A 17322-nucleotide genomic window follows, 5' to 3' on the forward strand; every position below is an offset into this window, starting at 1 on the left:
GGAGCTACTCGGCGTGTTCGGCGGAGAGCTCGTTGAGCAGCACGCGGCCGTCGTGCCGGGTCACCCTCGTGCGGCAGCTGCCGTCATGGAACTGGTGGGAGATCGACCGGCAGCCGCACGCGTAGGTGATGTCGTCACACCGGATGCCGGAGCCGTCGTCCTCGAAGTAGCGGGTGCCGCTCACCCGCTTCCCGCAGGGCGCGCGTTCGCTGGTGAAGGGAGTCCTCGTGCCGATCACGATCCACCTCCGCGCCATCGGCCATGTGACCGATGTCACTGCCATGGCACACCGCGGGGGCTGATCGAGTCAAGCGCTCATCGTTGATCGCGCGCGGTGCTACCGGAAGGCGTTCGCTCTCCAGCGGTGGTTGTGACCGGCGCCCTCGTCAATGAGCGGGCACCGACACGCAGACCATGGTGGTGTCCTCGATGGCCTCGACGACCCCGGGCGCCTGCTCCGGAACGTGCACGAAGTCGCCCGCGCGCACCGTCACGGCGTCGCCCTCGGCGCCCACTCGTAGCGCTCCGCTGAGCACCACCCAGACCTCCTCGTAGGAGGCCGGCAGGTCGGCACGCGCCCCCGCATGGAAGAACGACGTGTAGGCGCTCATCGACCTGCTGGTCTCTTTGCCGAGGGCGGGCGCGATGAGGATCCCGTCGCCGAAGCGGACGGCGTCGTCGCCGATCGCCGAGCTGAACCTGCGGGCCTGCGAGGGCGTGCCGGCCATGGCGAAACTCTCTCCCTGCGTAGCGGTCAGGCGTCGAGCTCGGTCGCGGCGACGACGTGCACGGGGGGCGCCTGGATCCCGAGCTCTCGTGCGATGGCCGGGATCTCGGGGTCCGCGAGGAACTCGTCGTAGTCCTTCGCGTCCCAGTCGAAGACCGACCACACCCGGTGCGCGTCGTCGGGATCGAAATAGACCCGGGCACCCCGGCAGCCGTGCTCCCGCCGCTTCTCCGCGCCGACGGTCGTGAAGACCTCCAGGAACCGATCGGGGTCGGCAACCCTGGCGATGGTGACGATCACTACCTGCTCCTCGAGCGCCGTGGACGACTCGCGCCAGTCGATCAGCACCGTAGAACCTCGACTCTCGTTGAGGTCAAGTGCCGGCGGCGGCGACGCGAAGTGGGGTGAACGTGAGGTCGGTGCAGCTCGCCACGGGACACACCACACCGACGATCACGCTGGTCGGGCCCGGAGCGTCAGCGGTAGTTGGTGAACTGCAGCGCGATCCCGAAGTCCTTGCTCTTGAGCAGCGCGATCACGGCCTGCAGGTCGTCCTTCTTCTTGCCCGAGACCCGCAGCTGGTCGCCCTGGATCTGCGCCTGCACGCCCTTGAGCTTCTCGTCCCGGATGGTCTTGCTGATCTCCTTGGCCTTGTCGGCCGCGATGCCCTGCAGGATCTTGCCGCTGATCTTGTAGGTCTTCCCGGACACCGCCGGCTCGCCCATCTCGAGGGCCTTCAACGAGATGTTCCGCTTGATCAGCTTCTCCTTGAAGACCTCGACGGCCGCCTTGGCGCGCTCCTCGGTCTCCGACTCGATGGTCACGGCCTCCTCGCCCGCCCACGCGATCGAGGTGCCCGTGCCGCGGAAGTCGAACCGCTGCGAGAGCTCCTTCGCGGCCTGGTTGAGGGCGTTGTCGACCTCCTGCCTGTCGACCTTGCTCACCACGTCGAACGACGGGTCTGCCACCGCGTGCCTCCTCCTCGGCCGGGCCCCTGCGGAACCCGGATTTTCACTGTCGTATCCTCGTGTCCGCGCCACGGCGCACCGGGGCGGGTTGCCCGAGTGGCCAAAGGGAGCGGACTGTAAATCCGTCGGCTCAGCCTACGAAGGTTCGAATCCTTCACCCGCCACACCCGGGGTGAACGGCCCCCGACCAGGGGAAACGCTGGTCGGGGGCCGTTCTCGTGTGTCCGGTGGTGTCCGGCTCGCACCGGCTGTGGCCGACCGTCCGTGGGCCGTCCGTGGGCCGGCTGCCAAGGCGCGTGGTGTCTGGCACGACCTGTCATCTTGAGCGGTCGTGCCTAGCCTCCGTGCATCGTCGGCGACAGCACGGCAGCCGCGATGGACGCCCGTCGTAAGCATCCGGACGCGCGGTTTCCGGCCGCCGAGTGATGACGCCTGGTGCCCAATCGCCGCCGGCGCTGTTACATCTCTTCGGGTTGCTGCGACATGACTCGGGCACTGTGTACGGCTGACTCCCACAATTGCTGATCTCCAGGTGATCGTCGGGGTGCTGCCGGAGACCCACCACTGATGGGGGATGCGTGGACCTGACGGGGATCGAGTTCGTTGTCGGGTACCTGGTGGCTTGGGTAGCAACTGCAATACAGAGCCCAGGAAAGATTGACCGAAATTGCCAATCTAACCGCTCGATTCAACCTCCTCGGCGAGAAGTACGAGTCGGATTTGGCGCGGCTTGAGATAGTTGGCGAAGTTGGTACCCTCTTCGGCTACTTCACCCCCGGCGTGTGTGTATCTGCGGTGCAGAGGTTGAGCATCAGAATCCGCTGAATCATGACCATGGGGAGGCGACAGATATCGCCGTCTCGGTGGAAGCTGAAAGCCGGCGGACACGCGAGCTACTGGCGGATCTTCAAAAGACAATTTCAGACCTCGACAGGGAAGCTGGCGCGACCAGAGTTGAGCTCGCGGCTGCTGAGCAGGAGATCGCAACTCACGAACGCAGCCTAACGGCACTGGACGGTCAGATCTCACCAGTCAAAGACGAAATGACAGCGTTGTTGGATGCTCGCTCTCAGGTCGAGCGAAGTCTCGGGCTTTACGAGCAGCTGGAGCGACTTGGCGAGATTAGGGCTACCTACTCTGAAGGCGAGAGCCTAGAAGCGGTCAAGGACGTGCAACGCCCCGCAGGAACACCGAATGGGATGGTGCTGAAAGACTTCTCCGATTCGGTCTCGGCAGTCCTGTCCGAGTGGGGAGTTCAAGAGTACGAGCCGATTCACTTTGACCAAGAAATCGACGATATTGTCGTTGCGGGGAGAGCGCGGCCCAATCGCGGGAAGGGTATGAGGTCGATCTTGCACGCCGCGTTTAAGGTGGCATTGCTCAATTACTGCGTTGAGCGTGACTTGCCTCATCCTGGTTTCGCAATCCTCGACTCGCCTCTTGTGACATACCGAGAGCCCTACGGTCCTCCTCAAGATGACGAGGCCGAGTCGGAGGCCGTTAGTGGTTACGTGGCCGAGTCGTTCTTCCGCTATCTCGCTACCGACTTTCCTGGCCAGACCATCGTTTTGGAGAACGTAGACCCGCCGGCTGACGTAGCCGAAAAGAATGCTAGAACTATTCGCTTCACAAAGTCTGCGGAAGGCAGGTACGGCTTCTTCCCTGAGAAGCGTGATCTTCCAGTCGTGCCAAGGGAATGATTGCGCCGCGTCCTCGCTTGAATTGGAGCGAACCGCTGCGCGTTCGCTCATTTCACTCGGAAGGATGAGACTGCCGGGCACGATGTGGGACTGCAGCTGAAGCTGAGGCGGCCGCGCTGATGTCGTTGGGGTGGAGGTCATAGCGCACAGCTGGCGGACGGTAGGTATTCGAACCCTGCGCAATGCTCCACGACGCGCGGTACTCGACCGCCGGGCGCGGGTGGGTACCGTCGAGTACTGCTCGTTTGGGTGCAGGACGCGGCGAACGCCGCAGGCTCCGGGATCTCCGTTGAGCGTGCGTGAGCCAGGCACGATGCTTCATACCGTGGTGATCTCGTGGCGGTCCTTCGATACCGGCCGCCGTTGCCCAGCTCGTTGAGCGGTGACGCTCGTCCACCCGGATTTCGAGGGCTCCCTGTGCGTGATCCTGGTGAGGTGTCAGGCCTGACGGGACGATCATGACCGGAGCGCCGCGGGATCGTGTGCCCGTCGCGCCTTCGAGCCGGTCGTTCGCGCCGTGGTGGCGGAGGTCGGCAAGGTCGACAGCAACGTCTCGCTCTACTTGTACGGCTCCGTCGCGACCGGCCAAGCGCGGATCGCGGAGTCGGACGTCGACCTGTTTACCATCGGCCTGCCGGTCGCCGCGGCTGCGGAGATCAGCCGCGAGCTCTCCCGCCGGGTTCCGTGCCTTGTGCCGGGCGGTCGAGGTTGGCCCGGCCCGCGGTGCACGGTGCGCCGACGTTGCTCGAGCAGTCGTGTGCAGGAGCCACCGTTGGTGTGAGACCCGAGAGAGCATTCGTCGGCGTCGGGGCCACGCGCCACGATTCGCTCGATCAGGTGGCGGGCGGCGGGCAGGTGGCGGGCGGCGGGCAGGTGGTGGTGCGGACGACCAGGTGGGGTGGGACGACTAGCTCCCGGTGGCTGACCGGGTTGCGCTCGAGCCGGTCGATCGCGCGGGTGACGGCGAGCGTGGTGATCTGCTCGATGTCCTGGGCGATGGTGGTCAGGCCGACGTGTGACAGGCGGGCGAGGCGGCTGTCGTCGTAGCCCACGACGCTGATGTCGCCGGGTACGGCCAGGCCGGCGCGCTGGAGCACATCGAGCACGCCGAGGGCGCAGCGGTCGTTGAACACGGTCACGGCGGTCGGCCGCGGGGTGAGGTCGAGCAGGGCGCGGGCGGCCGCGGCGCCGTCGTCCTCGGTGAGCCCGCCCGACAGGACATGCACGTCGGCGGCGAGGCCGTGGTGGCGCATGGCGTCGCGGTAGCCGCGGCGGCGCTCGGCGGCTCCCGGGGCGCGGCCGCCGTCGACGTGGGCGATCCGGCGGTGGCCGAGGCCGACGAGGTGGTCAACGGCCTCGTGCAGACCCGACTCGTCGGCGGTGCGGACGACGTCGACGTCGCGGTGGCGGACCGCGCGCGCCACGACCACGACGGGCAGGCGGGCGGCGAGCTCGGCGAGGTGGGCCGTGCGCGTGTGCGGGCCGAGCAGGACGAGCGCCTCGCAGCGGTCCTGCAGCAGGCTCGCCGCGGCCCGCTGCTCGTCGCGCTGTGGGGTGACGGCGCTCAGTGCCAGTTCGTAGCCGACGCGGTCAGCGGCGGTGTAGAGGCCGCTGACCAGGTCGCCGTGGAAGGCGTGCTGCACCCCGAAGACGACGCCGAGCAGCCGGCTGCGACTGCTGCGCAGCAGCCTGGCGCGGGTGTCCGGGCGGTAGCCCAGCTCGTCGGCGGCCTGCAGCACCCGCTGCCGTGAGGCCGGGCTCGCGCCCGGGACGTCGCGCATCACGATCGAGACGAGGGCGACGGACACGCCCGCCCTGGCTGCGACGTCAGCGAGGGTCGGCCGGCGAGCGCGCTCTGCTCGGGTCACCCCCACACCCTACCGATCTCGCCTAGAACGTTCTAGGCTAGCGCGCCATAGAACGTTCTAGGCTCGAGGAGGAGCGGATGAACGCGATCGGGGTGGCCCTGGTCGGGTCGGGGCGGATGGGGTCGTTCCACGGCGAGTCGCTCGCGCGCCGGATCCCGGGGGCGCGGCTGGTGGCGGTGGCGGACCCGGCGCCGGGGGTGGCCGAGCGCCTGGGCGCGGACCGCGCCTACTCCGACCCGGCGGAGGCGTTCGCCGATCCGGGCGTCGACGCGGTGGTGATCGCCGCGCCCGCCCGCTTCCACGCCGATCTGGTGGTGGCCGCGGCCCGGGCGGGCAAGGGGGTGTTCTGCGAGAAGCCGATGGCGCTCTCGCTGCCCGACGCCGACCGGGCGATCGACGCCGCCCGCGCCGCCGGGGTGGTGCTGCAGGTGGGGTTCAACCGGCGCTTCGCCCCGGACTGGCAGGCCGCCCGCGCCCTGCTCGACGACGGCCGGCTGGGCATCCCGCGGCTGCTGCGCTCGGTCACCCGCGACCCCGGTGGGTTCGACCCGTCCCGGGTGCCGCCGGACACGATCTTCAACGAGACCCTGATCCACGACTTCGACACCCTGCGGTTCCTCAACCCGGGCGCGGAGGCCGTCGAGGTCTACGCCACCGCCGACGCGCTCGTCGAGCCCGAGTGGCGGGAGCGCGGGCTGCTCGACACCGCGGTGGTGGTGGTGCGGTTCACCAACGGTGCCACCGGTGTCGCGGAGGCGTGCTTCGAGGCCGCGTACGGCTACGACGTGCGCGGCGAGGTGTTCGGATCGGGGGGCATGGCGACCTTGGGCGACGGCCGCCGCACCGGGATGATCTTCTCCGGCGCGGCCGGCCGCACGGTCGAGATGGCCCGCAGCGACCAGGAGCTCCTGGCCGGCGCCTACGTCGCCGAGCTGGCCGCCTTCGTCGCCGCCGTCCGCGACCGGACGCCGGCCCCGGTGGGCGGGGAGGACGCGCGCGCGGCGCTGGCGATCGCGCTGGCGGCGGCCGGATCGGTGCGCGCCGGGCGTCCGGTCCGGATCGAGGAGGTCGCGAAGTGACCGGATTCCGGCTCGCCGCCTGCGCCGAGATGCTGTTCCTCGACCAGCCGATCGAGGAGCGGGTGCGCCGCATCGCCGACCTCGGGTTCGAGGTCGAGATCTGGGACTGGACGGCCAAGGACATCGCCGCGCTCGCCAAGACCGGGGCGAGGTTCACCTCGATGACCGGCTACATCCGAGGCACCCTCTCCGACCCGGACGGAGCCGAGGAACTGCTGCGCACCGCGGAGCGGTCACTGCGGGTCGCCGAGGAGCTCGACTGCCCCCGACTCAACGTGCACGGCACCGGCCTCGACGACCGCGGCCTGCCCGTGGTGGCCTCGCCGGTCGTCACGCCGCGGATGTGGCTGACCGCGGCGCGGACGCTGGCTCGGCTCGCCGAGCTGGCGGAGCGCGCCGGGCGCATGTTCACCCTGGAGAACCTCAACACCGCAGTCGACCACCCGGGGGTGCCGTTCGCGAGGGCGGCCGACACGCTCGCGCTCGTCGAGGCCGTCGACAGCCCGCACCTGCGGCTCAACCTCGACCTCTACCACGCCCAGATCGGCGAGGGGAACCTCGTGCAGCTGGTCGAGCGGGCGCTGCCGGTCGTCGGGGAGATCCAGGTCGCCGACGTCCCCGGCCGCTGCGAACCCGGCACCGGTGAGATCCATTACCCCGCCATCGCTGCGACCCTGGCGCGCCTCGGCTACGACGGCGTGGTCGGATTGGAAGGCTGGGCTTCGCACGACCCACTGGAGGCGCTCGACCGATTCCGGGACGCATTCACGCACCGCTCGTCCGCCGACCCACCCGGGTTCGGCTGACGCGCCCCGTCGACCGGCGGCGTGAGCGGGAAGGGGGCGCGCCGGCGGAGGAGGGGTGCGTCGATAGTTCCCTGCCGGCGGAGGGATCGGCTTGCGGCGGCGTGTCGATCGCAGACGTTCGGGATCGATGGGGAAGGCATGTGGGAGTCCGGCTCCACGAGATCGTCGGCTTCGGGCTGGATGGCGCGGCGACGGCGAGCACACCTGCGCCGAGCATCCTCGTAAGCAGCCCAGCAGGCCGACTCCGATCGGTCCATCCAGCCATCTGGTTCTGTCTGCGTGATCCCTGGCGTTTAAGAAGCCTTCCCACGTGATCGTTCTGCGGCTCGCGATCTGGCAAGCCTTTAGAGGTCATGAGCCCGGGCACAGGCGTCCACGGAAGAGCGCTCCCTCCTCGTCGCAGCCGGCGGAGGCTAGGGCCTCACTCGTCCGCTGCGCGATGCGCCCTGCTCGGTGGCCGGTGCGTCCATCGCACCGTTGCTGTCACGATCCGGGGCGGCAGGTGCTGTCGCTCGTGCCTGGATGTATGCCTGCCAGTCACGCTTGGCCCGGTGGGTCCAGCGCACGGCGGCTTCGATGCTGATCCCGAGTAGCGGACTCAACGCGGCGGCGGGGATGTCGGCGGCAAGGGCGGCGAGCGCGGAGTTGCGACCCACGCGGACTCGGATGCCGTGGCGATTGAGCATGTTGGCGAGGCGGCCTGGTGTGAAGTGTTGCCCGGGCAGCCCGCCGGGGAACAGCCAGCGTGGCCCGGGGACGCTGCGGCCGACGGTTGAGGTGGTGACCGCGGTGCGGGCGAGGTCGGTAAGCAGCGCGGCGAGGGGCGGAGGCAACGCGGTGCGGTGCCCGCCGAGCTGCAGGACGTGGCCGGTCTCGGTGGAGATCAGGTGCTCGGCGGTGAGCTCGCTGATCCGGCTGACCGGGAGCCCGTAGAGCAGGACGAGCCCGCCAGCGGCCCGGACTTCGAGGGGCAGCGTGGCGTCGTGGAGGCAGCGGCGCAGCTGTTCCCAGCGTTCCTCGTTGGTGACCGACAGGTCGGGCTCGGACGGAGGTAGGTAGCGGATGTCGAGTTCGGGGGCGAGGCCTCGGCCAGCGGCCCAGTCGAGGAAGTCCTTGACGACCCTCCGGGTGCAGGCGCCCTCGCTGAGCCACTGGTCGATCAGGGCCTGGGTGACATCGGCGAGCGCGACGTGCCGTTCATCCAGCCACCGCAGGAACGCGAGGGCCGCCCTGACTCGGCCGCGGAGGTTGTGTGCACTGGCTTCGGTGAAGCGGGCGTGCGCGGCGCGCTGGCGCGCCCGTCGCAGCACCGACCAGGTGACGTAGACGTGGATGACCTGGCGGTGTTGCTCGGGCAGCAGCGCCAGCTGCCGGTTCAGCCAGGCTGGCACCCGTTCGAGGTACTCGATCCGAGCCGGGAGCGCCCCGACGTGCACCAGCATCTGCCGCAGCGCGTTCACACCCGTAGGCGGCAGGGAGTCCAGGACCTCGTGGGTGGGCTCCACCCCCGCGGCGCCCAGCTGCCGCAGGACCTGCGCGCCGCCGTCGTCTCGGCGCAGCCACTCCAGCACCGATCGGGGGCGATCCGCCTGAGCCAGCGCCGCGAGCAGCGGCACCAACACGTCGAGCACTTGGCCGGTCGGGCCGCGGAACTGCTCGTGCAGGCGTTCGATCGCGACGCACCGGACGCAGTTGCCGTCCTGGTAGCGCTCCTCCCCACCGCCGCAGCGCCGGCAGACATAGTCGAAGCGCCCTCCGGCGCAAGCCCCGCAGACGCCGCGGCCGCGGCCGTCGACGCCGATCAGCGGCTTGATGGCGCCGCAGCCGCCGCAGGGTGCCGGTCTGCCCCGGACTTCTCGGTAGCAGCGTCGACAAACCGGCCCCATCGGCCATTGCGCGACTACCTGCTTCCGCTGGCCGCACCGGGTGCAGGGGTGGGGCGGCACGGCCTTCGACCGGCAGCTGACGCAGACCCGTCCGGCCGGGATGCGTTGGGGCAGGGGCTTCCGCTGACCGCAGCCGGCGCAGTGCGGCACGCGCACCGGATGCCCGGCCGCCTCGAGCACGACCACCAGCCGGAACACCGACGGCGGAACGTCGGGCGAACCGGAGACGAGCGCATCCGGGTGGACGGCCAGGTGCCTGTCGATATCCCACAACGCCTGCCCGGCCGCGTTCGCCGTCACCAGCGCCTGGTCCGCGGCCTGCGCGTCCAGGTCGGGAAGCTGCGTGGTGAGCAGCGTGAGCACGCGCTGACGGGCGGCATCGGCGGCCGCCGTGCTCACCTCGGCTCTCCGCCGGAGCCGGGCCGACGAATCGTGGTCCGGCGGACCGGCGGCGGAGCCGGTCGGCCAGCGTCCCCACTCGCCTTGCGGACCTGCTTGTTCACCGCCTGCACCTCGATCAAGTCGTTCGGGGAGCAGCCGAGGATGTCGCAGAGCGCGGCGAGGGTGTCCATGCTCAGCCGCTGCGGTGGCTGGGTCACCAGCCGGTAGACCTGCTCCCGGGACAGGTGGATACCGCGCTCGGCCAGCAGCGGCAGCAGCTCGGAGGTGGCGAACAACCCGCGCTCGGCCATCCGCAGCCGCAGATGCCACTCGATGCCCATCTTGCGGATCATCGCTGTTCCTCCCACTGCTGCTCCTGGGCCTGCAGAGCCTGGGTGAGCAGCCGGTTGCGGTAGTCACACCCCGGTGTAGAGCGCGGTGGTCGAGGCGTATGCGTGACCGACCTGGTCCTGCACGAACCGCTCCGGGTAGTCGAACTCGATCAAGTGCGTCACATACGAGTGCCGCAGGCAGTGCAGATCCAACACACCGTCCAGCCCGGCGGCATCGCGGGCCGCGACGAACGCATCGTTGATCCCACGCATCGACATCCGCCCCCGCCGCTCCGTGGTGAACAGCGCCGGATGCCCACCCGGGCCGAACCGGGGCCGGACCTCGTGCAGCCATTGCTCCAGCAGTGGCACCACCCAGTCCATCTCCGGCACCAGCAGCACCGTGCGCCGCTTCGGTGGGCTGCCCCGCGACGACTTGCCCCACCGCACCAGCAACGCCCCCATCTGCCCGAACCCGGGCACCTTCGGGTTACGCCGCAGGTCGGCCAGGTCCAGGCCCCACGCCTCCTGGCGACGCAACCCGAACGCGTAGACCGTCTTGAGCACGGCGGCATCGCGCTGCGCCGCCAGCCCGCCCTTGCGCCCTCGGGCACGGATCTCGTCCACGAGCCCGTCGGCGGCATCGAACAACGCCTGCACCTCGTCATAGCTCAACGGCCGCCGACCCGGCCCGCCCTCGTAGGCGCTGACATGCGCGATCGTGTTCCACTCGCCCAACAGCTGCACCGGCGCGCGCCCGAATCGTTCGCGGCACGCCTCCGGCCACCCGTAGCGCGGGTCGGTCAGGTAGCCCAGGAACATCTGCAGCCCGCCCAGGTAGCCGCGCGCGGTCGACACGACGATCTGCGCAGCCGAGCGCCGGCTATCGATGAACGCCTCGAGCTCCGCCGCCGTCCACTCCCACGGGTACTGCCCCGAGAAGCGCACCACCCGCCGGACCAGGTCTTGCCGACGCTGGATCGTCTCCGCCTTCAGGAAGCGGACCCGCTGCTGGCGCGCCCAGCCCTGCAACATCGCCTCGAACACCGCCGGCGCCGGATCGAGGTAGGACACGCCCTCGGCCAGCACCAAACGCGCCGACCCGGGCGTATCCAGAACCTCATCCACGCGTTGCATCTAACACAACAATGTGTCAGCTGTTCGGCTCGGGGTTGATCGACGTCAGGAGAGGATCCGAGGCCGAGGGCTATCGGATCTCACTCTGACCAGGCGTCACTGGCAAGTGGCGAAAGGTCCATCGGATGCAACTCTGCGCGTATTCGCCGCAGGTTCGCGGGGTGACGCCAGACGGGTCGCCCTTGCACCCTGCCGATCGCCGCGTCGACGACCAGCTCGACCACCACCCGCGGTTCGACCCTTGCGTACTCGACGGGAGCGCTGTCTCCGTATCGCGCCGGGCGCAGCACGGCTGGCCAGGGATGTGCTGCGCAGGCGGGACGCAGCTGGGTACCGATTTCGGCCCGCAGGTGTCGGGGGATCGGCGTGGTGCGGCCGACCACTCGGAGTTCGCCGCGTTGGTCGGGGCGGCCGAGGACGAGCGCGACCGGTGCAGAGATTGGGCCGAGCACGCCGCCGACGATCGCCTCCATGCTGGTGTAGGCGCGCACCTTCCGCCAGGTCGAGCGGGGCCGGTATGGCTGGTTGAGCCGCTTCGCGACGACTCCCTCGATCCCTGCATCGAGGTGCCCGGTGAGGCAGCCGCGGGCCGCGGTGGCGTCGGTGGTCATCGGCACGAGTGCGAGCGGCGGTGCGAGCCCGTCGAGCAGCCGTTGCAGCACGGCCCGCCGTACCTTGTACGGATAGGCGCGCAGGTCGGTTCCGCCCGCCTCGAGCACGTCGAACACGAGGAAGGACGCCGGTGCCTCGGCGGCCACGCGCGAGCTGGCGAGCCGGCGCTGGAGCGCGGTGAAGTCGAGCCGACCGTCGCCGCACACGACGAGCTCACCGTCGAGCACGACGTTGCGGAACCACGTGCCGAGGGCGTCGACCACGTCCGGGAAGAACGGGGTGAGCGAGTGCAGCTGCCGTGACTGTAGCCGCACGCGGTCCTCGGCGACGGTCGCGATCGCGCGATCAGTTGACTGAACTCGGAACCTGAGCGCTGGGTACAGGGTCGCGGGCCGAACGTCCGCAGGCTGTTGGTGTGGGCGGAAACGAACCGTGCTCCGTGGCGCCACCGCTGATGCTCGAAGGCTGTGTCGACGTCAAGCTCCACGACCCTGTCCGGCACGACGGGCCGGTAGTTGATCGGCTTGCTGGAGAGCTACCCGAGCCAGCTGGACGGAATGGGCCGCGCCAGTGTGGCCACCCGGGTGGCGACTACCTCGTGCAGGACGACATGGCCCAGTGGAAGCAGGCCCGGCAGGAAGACGGGGCACGCGCCCGTCGCGAGCTGGCTGCATGCCCCCACCTACGCGGCAACGCAAGCGGCCACCGACGCGCTGTTCTACCGTACCGTCGGCGTTCGAATGCTCGCGCTCGCACAGCTCGCCGGCGCCGTCACCGAAGGCGTCCTGGACGCGATCATGGCCTGGCAGTAGGACCGCCGTTCCGCGGCCTCCGATCGGGGCACGCCCGTTAAGCGCAGTTGCGCAATTGGTGGCGACTCGCGCCGCCGGTCTTCACGCCTGGGACCCCTGGGAGAAGCCTTGCGCCGGCACAGGTGTGCCGGACGGGCGCGTCGCCGGGATCGCAACGTGCCGGGCCGGCGACGGAAGGGAGCACCGGCAGCATGAGCATCAATTTCACCCTCTCCGACGAGCAGCGGAAGCTGCAGCACGACGTCCGTGCCTTCGCGCGTGATGTGCTGGCCCCGATCGTTCCGGAGGCCGACCGGGAGCCGGACCCGGTGCGCGCGGTCCAGCGGACCAAGCCCGCCTACGTCGAGGCGTACAAGGCCGGGATCGCCATGTGCATGCTGCCGAGGCAGTACGGCGGCATGGGCGTGTCGTGCGTGGATCTCGTGATCGCGGCCGAGGAGATCTGCGCCGTCGACCCCGGGTTCGCCTGCACGGTCCTGTGCAACGGCCTCGGGCTCATGCCCGTGGCCTGGTACGGCTCGGAGGAGCAGAAGGAGCGCTTCCTGCGTGCCGCGACGTCGGACCCGTCCGGCGAGTTTCTCGGTGGTTGGACCGCCAGTGAGCCGCCGGGCAACCCGGGAGGCACCGCCAACTTCGATATCCCGCTACCCCGTCCCGCGGGGGTCGGCCTGATTGCAGAACGAGACGGCGACCACTACGTGCTCAACGGACGCAAGTACTGGCCGTCGGCGGCCGGCTGGGACGAGCAGGGTGTCAACCTGCAGACGGCGATCGTCCGCACGGACCCGCAGAAGGGCGGCACGGACGGGCTCTCCGCCATCGTCATCGAGCGGGGCACGCCGGGGATCACCTACAAGTACATCGACAAGGAGGGGCACCGGCTCACCGCCAACGCCGAGGTGGTCTTCGACAACGCGCGTGTCCCGGCGGCGAACCTGCTGCCCGGAGCCGAGGGCAACGGCGACTTCGTGATCAACCGGAACTTCGCGTGGTCGGGTCCGGTCGCCGCGATCGCCGCGGTCGGTGTGGCCCGGGCCGCGTACGAGAAGGCCCTGGACTTCGCTAGGAACAACACGGCAGGCGCGCTCAAGCCGATCATCCACTTCCAGAACGCCGGCTACGTCCTCGGCGACGTGGCCGCGAAGATCGAGATGGGCCGGTACTTCACCTGGCGGGCCGCGGACTACCTCGACAAGCACGACCAGCACGCGGAGCTCGTCGGGGCTATGAACAAGATCCAGGTCACCGAGATGATGTTCGACTGCGTGTACAAGTGCATGCAGGTCGTCGGGGTGAACAGCCTGGACGCCGTCCATGGGTTCGGCAAGCTGCTGCGCGAGGCGTCGGTCTTCCCGATCTACGACGGCGGCAATATGGGCATGCAGCGCCGGCGCGTGCACGGCTTCCTCGCCGACCCGCAGTTCAACCCCCGGGCGATCATGGATGACGAGTACGTGCTCTTCGGGAAGAAGCACGAGGCGATCGACACCGTCGTTCCTGACATGGTCGCTCCCTGAGGCCGCAGCGGTGCTGGGGCGGCGGCTGAGGCGATCGCGGCAGTGGACGCACAGCTGCTGCCGTGAGCAAGGTGTCATCGACGACTGACGGTTACTCCGCAGGTTCTCGCGTCTCGGCACCCCCTACGGCACCACACACCCTGCGTCCACGAGCACGCCTGCACCCGCTGCCGGTTCTTCCGGCTCTTTCGCGCCCAGCTCGGACGGCGTGAGGAGATGACCGCCAACGCCGAGGCCCGGCTCGCTTAGGCCCGCGACAACGTCTGGCTCGGCGAAGTCGCTGCGCTCGAGAAAAGCCTCACCCACCTGCGAGGACGCCGCGCCGAAGCCGAAGCCCGACGGGCACACCCGATCGTGGAGTTCAGTTGAGGAACCCATCCGCCTTCGGCTCGTAGGCCCACCCGCTACCCGTCGGAAGCTCGGTCGCCGGGCGCGCGATCATCGGATGCACGGGCAGGGGGAGCACCGGCGAACGGTACGCAGATCACAGCCCGCTGACCCTGCGGACTGGCTGTGACAGCTTCCTAAGTCCCTCTTCCTTCCCGTCTCGGAGCCACAGCTCCCACTCGGCACGCGCCGCCGCCCGGGGCCTCGAGCACCCGCTGCCGCTCGCCGCGGATCGCAGCCGACCGGTCCGGGCGCTTCCACGACTTCGCCGCCGAGATGACCTCGCAGGCGCACATCCGCCAAGACCGTCGAGAACCGCCTGGCACCCGCCGGGGCGCAGGTTCCATCACCCCACCCCCCAGGCGCGCGAGGTCCTTGCGCAGGTGGGCCATGTCCGAGGAGCAGCCCGACCAGGTGCCGGCAGCCGTGCCTTCACATGCGCACTCGGCCGCGCGTGGCCAATCGGAAGGCCCTCAGTGCCAGCGGGGGACTGGTCGTGCCGGGACTGGTGGGCCGCGCCGACGATGCGCAGCAGCCGAGCCGGTAGACGTCGTCCAAGCGGTGCGGGCACAGGATCCCGCCTTCATAGTGGGTCGTCCGTGGGGCGCCGGGCGCGTCCGCCTGCAGACCCGCCCTGTTTCAGCAGGTCAGCAGGCCACGCGAAGGAGAGCGGGCATTGCCTGTAAATCCGTCGGCTCAACCTACGAAGGTTCGAATCCTTCACCCGCCACACCCGGGGTGAACGGCCCCCGACCAGCGGAAACGCGGTCGGGGGCCGTTCTCGTCCGTCCGACGGTGTCCGGCCCCTCACGACTGTCCACGGACCGTTCACGGACCGACCTTCACGTCCCCGGCGCGGAGCGCTGCCTCCACTCGACGGCGCACGGCGTCGTCCTGGGGGCCCTCGCAGTACCTGGCACATCAGGCACTCCCTGGGCGCGGCGTACGGGGGTTTTCTGGACGTCGAGACCGACCGACCAGTTCCGAGGACCTGATGCGAGCAACTGTCATGTACGGCGCCGGCGACGTCCGGATGGAGACCCTGCCCGACCCGGTGCTGCAGGAGCCGACCGACGCGGTCGTGCGCGTGGTGCGGGCGTGCGTGTGCGGCACCGACCTGCACCCCTACCACTCGATGCCGGCGAGCGCGAAGGGTGTGCCGATGGGGCACGAGTTCCTCGGTGTCGTCGAGGAGATCGGCACGGAGGTGTCCGGGCTGAAGAAGGGGGACATGGTCGTCAGCCCGTTCGCCTACGCGGACAACACCTGCGAGTTCTGCCGGGAAGGGCTGCACACCTCGTGCCCGAAAGGCGGGTTCTTCGCCGGCGCTCAGGCCGAGGCGGTTCGGGTGCCGCAGGCGCAGGGCACCCTCGTGCCGATCCCGGTTGGTGAGGACTCGCCGCTGCTGCCGTCGCTGCTGACCCTCGCCGACGTGTTCGGCACCGGCCACCACGCGGCGGTGAAGGCCGGCGTGAACGAGCAGACGACCGTGACCGTGATCGGTGACGGTGCGGTGGGCCTGCTGGCTGTGCTGTCGGCGAAGCGGCTCGGCGCCCAACGGATCATCCTGATGGGCCGCCACGAGGACCGCACCGATCTGGGCCGCGAGTTCGGAGCGACCGACGTCGTGCCCGAGCGCGGTGACGATGGCGTCGAGAAGGTGCGCGAGCTGACCGGTGGCCACGGCACGCACGCCGTGCTCGAGGCCGTCGGCCACCGCCCGGCGTACGACCAGGCGGTCGGCGTGGTCCGCGCGGGCGGCGTGATCAGCCGGGTCGGCGTGCCGCAGTACGAGGAGGCCCCGGTCGGGATGGGCAGCCTGTTCCGCCCGAGCGTCACCCTCACCGGTGGCCCGGCGCCGGTGCGGGCCTACATCGACGAGCTGCTGCCGGACGTCCTCGAGGGCCGTCTTCACCCGGGCAAGGTGTTCGACCGCACCATCGGCCTCGACGAGGTGTCCGACGGCTACCGCGCCATGGACGAGCGGGCCGCCCTGAAGGTCCTCGTCACGCCGTGACGCACTCCCGTGCGACCGGTCGCGATGCGGCCGGTCGCACGGTTCCCGCTCCCTCCCGAGACCCGGGACCCGTGGAGAGGCCTCGTCGTTCGCGCTCGACCGCGGCCCCGACAGTCAGCTGGTGGCGGCCTGGACGGCCTCGGTGGGGAGGCCGTCGTGGGAGGCTGCCCAGGAGGCGAGCAGTGTGAGCGCGTCGGCGGTCGGTGTGCCGGCGGCCGCGGTGTAGACGTAGAGCTGCAGCCCCGGCGCGGAGGAGAGCTCCATCGACTCGGAGTCGAGGTCGAGTTGGCCGACGACGGGGTGGCGAAGCCGCTTGCGGCCGCGGGGGTGGAACTTCACGTCCTGGGATGCCCAGCGGCGGCGGAACCGCTCGGAGCGGGTGGACAGCTCACCGACCAGCTCGATGAGTGCCTTGTCGTGGGGGTTGCGGCCGGCCTCCAGGCGGAGCATGGCGGCGGCGTCGTCGGCGATCCGGTCGTAGTCGACGAAGAACTCCTGGGCTGCCTCCGGGTTCAGGTAGACGAACCGGGTGGTGTTGGCCGGCCGTCGGGGGTCGGCGAGCACAGGGGAGTAGAGCGCCCGGGCGAGTTGGTTCATCGCGACGACGTCGAGTCGGCCGTTGCCAACCCAGGCCGGTGCGTCGGTCATCGCGTCCAGCACCTGCTGGATCGTGGGGCGGATGGTGGAGGGGGCGGAGCGCCGGCTGCGTGTTCGGCTCTCGCGGGCCAGGGCGAACAGGTGGGCGCGCTCGGCCTCGTCGAGCCGTAGTGCGTTGGTGATGGCCTCGAGGACGCTGTCCGAGGCGCCGGCCAGGCTGCCGCGCTCCATCCGGACGTAGTAGTCGACCGAGACACCGGCGAGCATGGCGACCTCCTCGCGACGCATGCCCTTCACGCGGCGGTTGCCACCGTAGGCGGGCAGACCTGCCTCTTCGGGGGTGATCCGGGCACGTCGCGTGCTCAGGAACTCCCGGATCTCCTTGCGGGGGTCGATGGAGCCCATGAGTCCACGGTAGGTGTGCACTCGAACCGGGGGGAGGCACTGGCAGTACCGGTCACCTCAGGCGCTCCCCGGGCGCGCGTCGGTCACGTGA

Annotated in this window: 17 protein-coding genes and 1 tRNA gene; 8 read left to right on the forward strand and 10 right to left on the reverse strand. The window is 69.9% G+C overall.

Going from position 1 to position 17322, the window contains the following annotated elements; translation table 11 throughout:
* Positions 1-4 precede the first annotated feature (4 nt).
* The 4 genes from FHX44_RS20405 to FHX44_RS20420 all read right to left on the reverse strand — a co-directional run bounded on the left by FHX44_RS20405 (position 5) and on the right by FHX44_RS20420 (position 1695).
* The gene (locus FHX44_RS20405) at positions 5-238 is read right to left on the reverse strand and encodes a hypothetical protein (protein WP_212612561.1); all 234 of its coding nucleotides are present in this window, start codon (positions 236-238) and stop codon (positions 5-7) included.
* A gap of 148 nt (positions 239-386) precedes the next feature.
* Positions 387-728 carry a cupin domain-containing protein gene (locus tag FHX44_RS20410; RefSeq protein ID WP_147257262.1) on the reverse strand — a complete coding sequence of 114 codons (342 nt, stop codon included), beginning with the start codon at positions 726-728 and terminating at the stop codon, positions 387-389.
* A 26-nt stretch (positions 729-754) separates the two neighbouring features.
* A complete protein-coding gene (locus tag FHX44_RS20415; protein ID WP_246170495.1) occupies positions 755-1075 on the reverse strand; it encodes a hypothetical protein in 321 nt (106 codons plus the stop codon).
* Positions 1076-1203: 128 nt separating this feature from the next.
* Entirely contained in the window at positions 1204-1695 is a 492-nt protein-coding gene (locus FHX44_RS20420) for a YajQ family cyclic di-GMP-binding protein (protein WP_170308967.1), read from the reverse strand.
* 82 nt (positions 1696-1777) lie between these two features.
* Here FHX44_RS20420 and FHX44_RS20425 point away from each other — a divergent pair.
* From FHX44_RS20425 to FHX44_RS44250, 3 genes are all read left to right on the forward strand, one after another.
* Positions 1778-1859 (forward strand) — tRNA-Tyr (locus FHX44_RS20425).
* A gap of 699 nt (positions 1860-2558) precedes the next feature.
* The gene (locus FHX44_RS20430) at positions 2559-3395 is read left to right on the forward strand and encodes a hypothetical protein (protein WP_147257264.1); all 837 of its coding nucleotides are present in this window, start codon (positions 2559-2561) and stop codon (positions 3393-3395) included.
* A 520-nt stretch (positions 3396-3915) separates the two neighbouring features.
* Positions 3916-4176, forward strand: coding sequence for a nucleotidyltransferase domain-containing protein (locus FHX44_RS44250; protein ID WP_425469193.1), 261 nt, complete (start codon positions 3916-3918; stop codon positions 4174-4176).
* Between the two features lie 52 nt (positions 4177-4228).
* On the opposite strand, the gene FHX44_RS20440 is transcribed toward FHX44_RS44250, so the two are convergent.
* On the reverse strand, positions 4229-5263 hold the full coding sequence (locus FHX44_RS20440) for a LacI family DNA-binding transcriptional regulator (protein ID WP_212612562.1): 1035 nt from the start codon (positions 5261-5263) through the stop codon (positions 4229-4231).
* A gap of 77 nt (positions 5264-5340) precedes the next feature.
* Here FHX44_RS20440 and FHX44_RS20445 point away from each other — a divergent pair, with 77 nt between their 5' ends.
* Both FHX44_RS20445 and FHX44_RS20450 read left to right on the forward strand, forming a co-directional pair.
* Positions 5341-6342, forward strand: a complete 1002-nt coding sequence (locus tag FHX44_RS20445) for a Gfo/Idh/MocA family oxidoreductase (protein WP_147257266.1) — start codon at positions 5341-5343, stop codon at positions 6340-6342.
* Positions 6339-7148, forward strand: coding sequence for a TIM barrel protein (locus tag FHX44_RS20450; RefSeq protein WP_147257267.1), 810 nt, complete (start codon positions 6339-6341; stop codon positions 7146-7148). Before FHX44_RS20445 ends, FHX44_RS20450 begins: the two co-directional genes overlap by 4 nt.
* Before the next feature lie 413 nt (positions 7149-7561).
* On the opposite strand, the gene FHX44_RS20455 is transcribed toward FHX44_RS20450, so the two are convergent.
* From FHX44_RS20455 to FHX44_RS20470, 4 genes are all read right to left on the reverse strand, one after another.
* Positions 7562-9433 carry a hypothetical protein gene (locus FHX44_RS20455; protein WP_147257268.1) on the reverse strand — a complete coding sequence of 624 codons (1872 nt, stop codon included), beginning with the start codon at positions 9431-9433 and terminating at the stop codon, positions 7562-7564.
* A complete protein-coding gene (locus FHX44_RS20460) occupies positions 9430-9768 on the reverse strand; it encodes a helix-turn-helix domain-containing protein (protein ID WP_147257269.1) in 339 nt (112 codons plus the stop codon). Before FHX44_RS20460 ends, FHX44_RS20455 begins: the two co-directional genes overlap by 4 nt.
* Before the next feature lie 63 nt (positions 9769-9831).
* Complete coding sequence (locus FHX44_RS20465; RefSeq protein WP_212612563.1) at positions 9832-10875, reverse strand: tyrosine-type recombinase/integrase; 1044 nt, start codon at positions 10873-10875, stop codon at positions 9832-9834.
* Between the two features lie 89 nt (positions 10876-10964).
* Positions 10965-11945 carry an ATP-dependent DNA ligase gene (locus FHX44_RS20470; RefSeq protein ID WP_147257270.1) on the reverse strand — a complete coding sequence of 327 codons (981 nt, stop codon included), beginning with the start codon at positions 11943-11945 and terminating at the stop codon, positions 10965-10967.
* A gap of 66 nt (positions 11946-12011) precedes the next feature.
* On the opposite strand from FHX44_RS20470, the gene FHX44_RS20475 reads away from it, so the two are divergent.
* From FHX44_RS20475 to FHX44_RS20490, 3 genes are all read left to right on the forward strand, one after another.
* Positions 12012-12308, forward strand: a complete 297-nt coding sequence (locus FHX44_RS20475; protein ID WP_147257271.1) for a hypothetical protein — start codon at positions 12012-12014, stop codon at positions 12306-12308.
* A gap of 191 nt (positions 12309-12499) precedes the next feature.
* Positions 12500-13825 carry an acyl-CoA dehydrogenase family protein gene (locus FHX44_RS20480; RefSeq protein ID WP_147257272.1) on the forward strand — a complete coding sequence of 442 codons (1326 nt, stop codon included), beginning with the start codon at positions 12500-12502 and terminating at the stop codon, positions 13823-13825.
* 1381 nt (positions 13826-15206) lie between these two features.
* Complete coding sequence (locus tag FHX44_RS20490) at positions 15207-16229, forward strand: zinc-binding dehydrogenase (RefSeq protein WP_212612564.1); 1023 nt, start codon at positions 15207-15209, stop codon at positions 16227-16229.
* Positions 16230-16343: 114 nt separating this feature from the next.
* Here FHX44_RS20490 and FHX44_RS20495 read toward each other — a convergent pair whose 3' ends face one another.
* Positions 16344-17231 (reverse strand): helix-turn-helix transcriptional regulator, encoded by an 888-nt coding sequence (locus FHX44_RS20495; RefSeq protein WP_147257273.1) that lies wholly within the window; start codon positions 17229-17231, stop codon positions 16344-16346.
* Positions 17232-17322: the final 91 nt, after the last annotated feature.

This window comes from Pseudonocardia hierapolitana (assembly GCF_007994075.1).
Lineage (GTDB): Bacteria > Actinomycetota > Actinomycetes > Mycobacteriales > Pseudonocardiaceae > Pseudonocardia > Pseudonocardia hierapolitana.

Coding starts and splice junctions, on each gene's coding strand:
- FHX44_RS20460 (WP_147257269.1), bottom strand. CDS start 9,768: ATGATCCGCAAGATGGGCATCGAGTGGCATCTGCGGCTGCGGATGGCC.
- FHX44_RS20495 (WP_147257273.1), bottom strand. CDS start 17,231: ATGGGCTCCATCGACCCCCGCAAGGAGATCCGGGAGTTCCTGAGCACG.
- FHX44_RS20410 (WP_147257262.1), bottom strand. CDS start 728: ATGGCCGGCACGCCCTCGCAGGCCCGCAGGTTCAGCTCGGCGATCGGC.
- FHX44_RS20490 (WP_212612564.1), top strand. CDS start 15,207: ATGCGAGCAACTGTCATGTACGGCGCCGGCGACGTCCGGATGGAGACC.
- FHX44_RS20480 (WP_147257272.1), top strand. CDS start 12,500: ATGAGCATCAATTTCACCCTCTCCGACGAGCAGCGGAAGCTGCAGCAC.
- FHX44_RS20445 (WP_147257266.1), top strand. CDS start 5,341: ATGAACGCGATCGGGGTGGCCCTGGTCGGGTCGGGGCGGATGGGGTCG.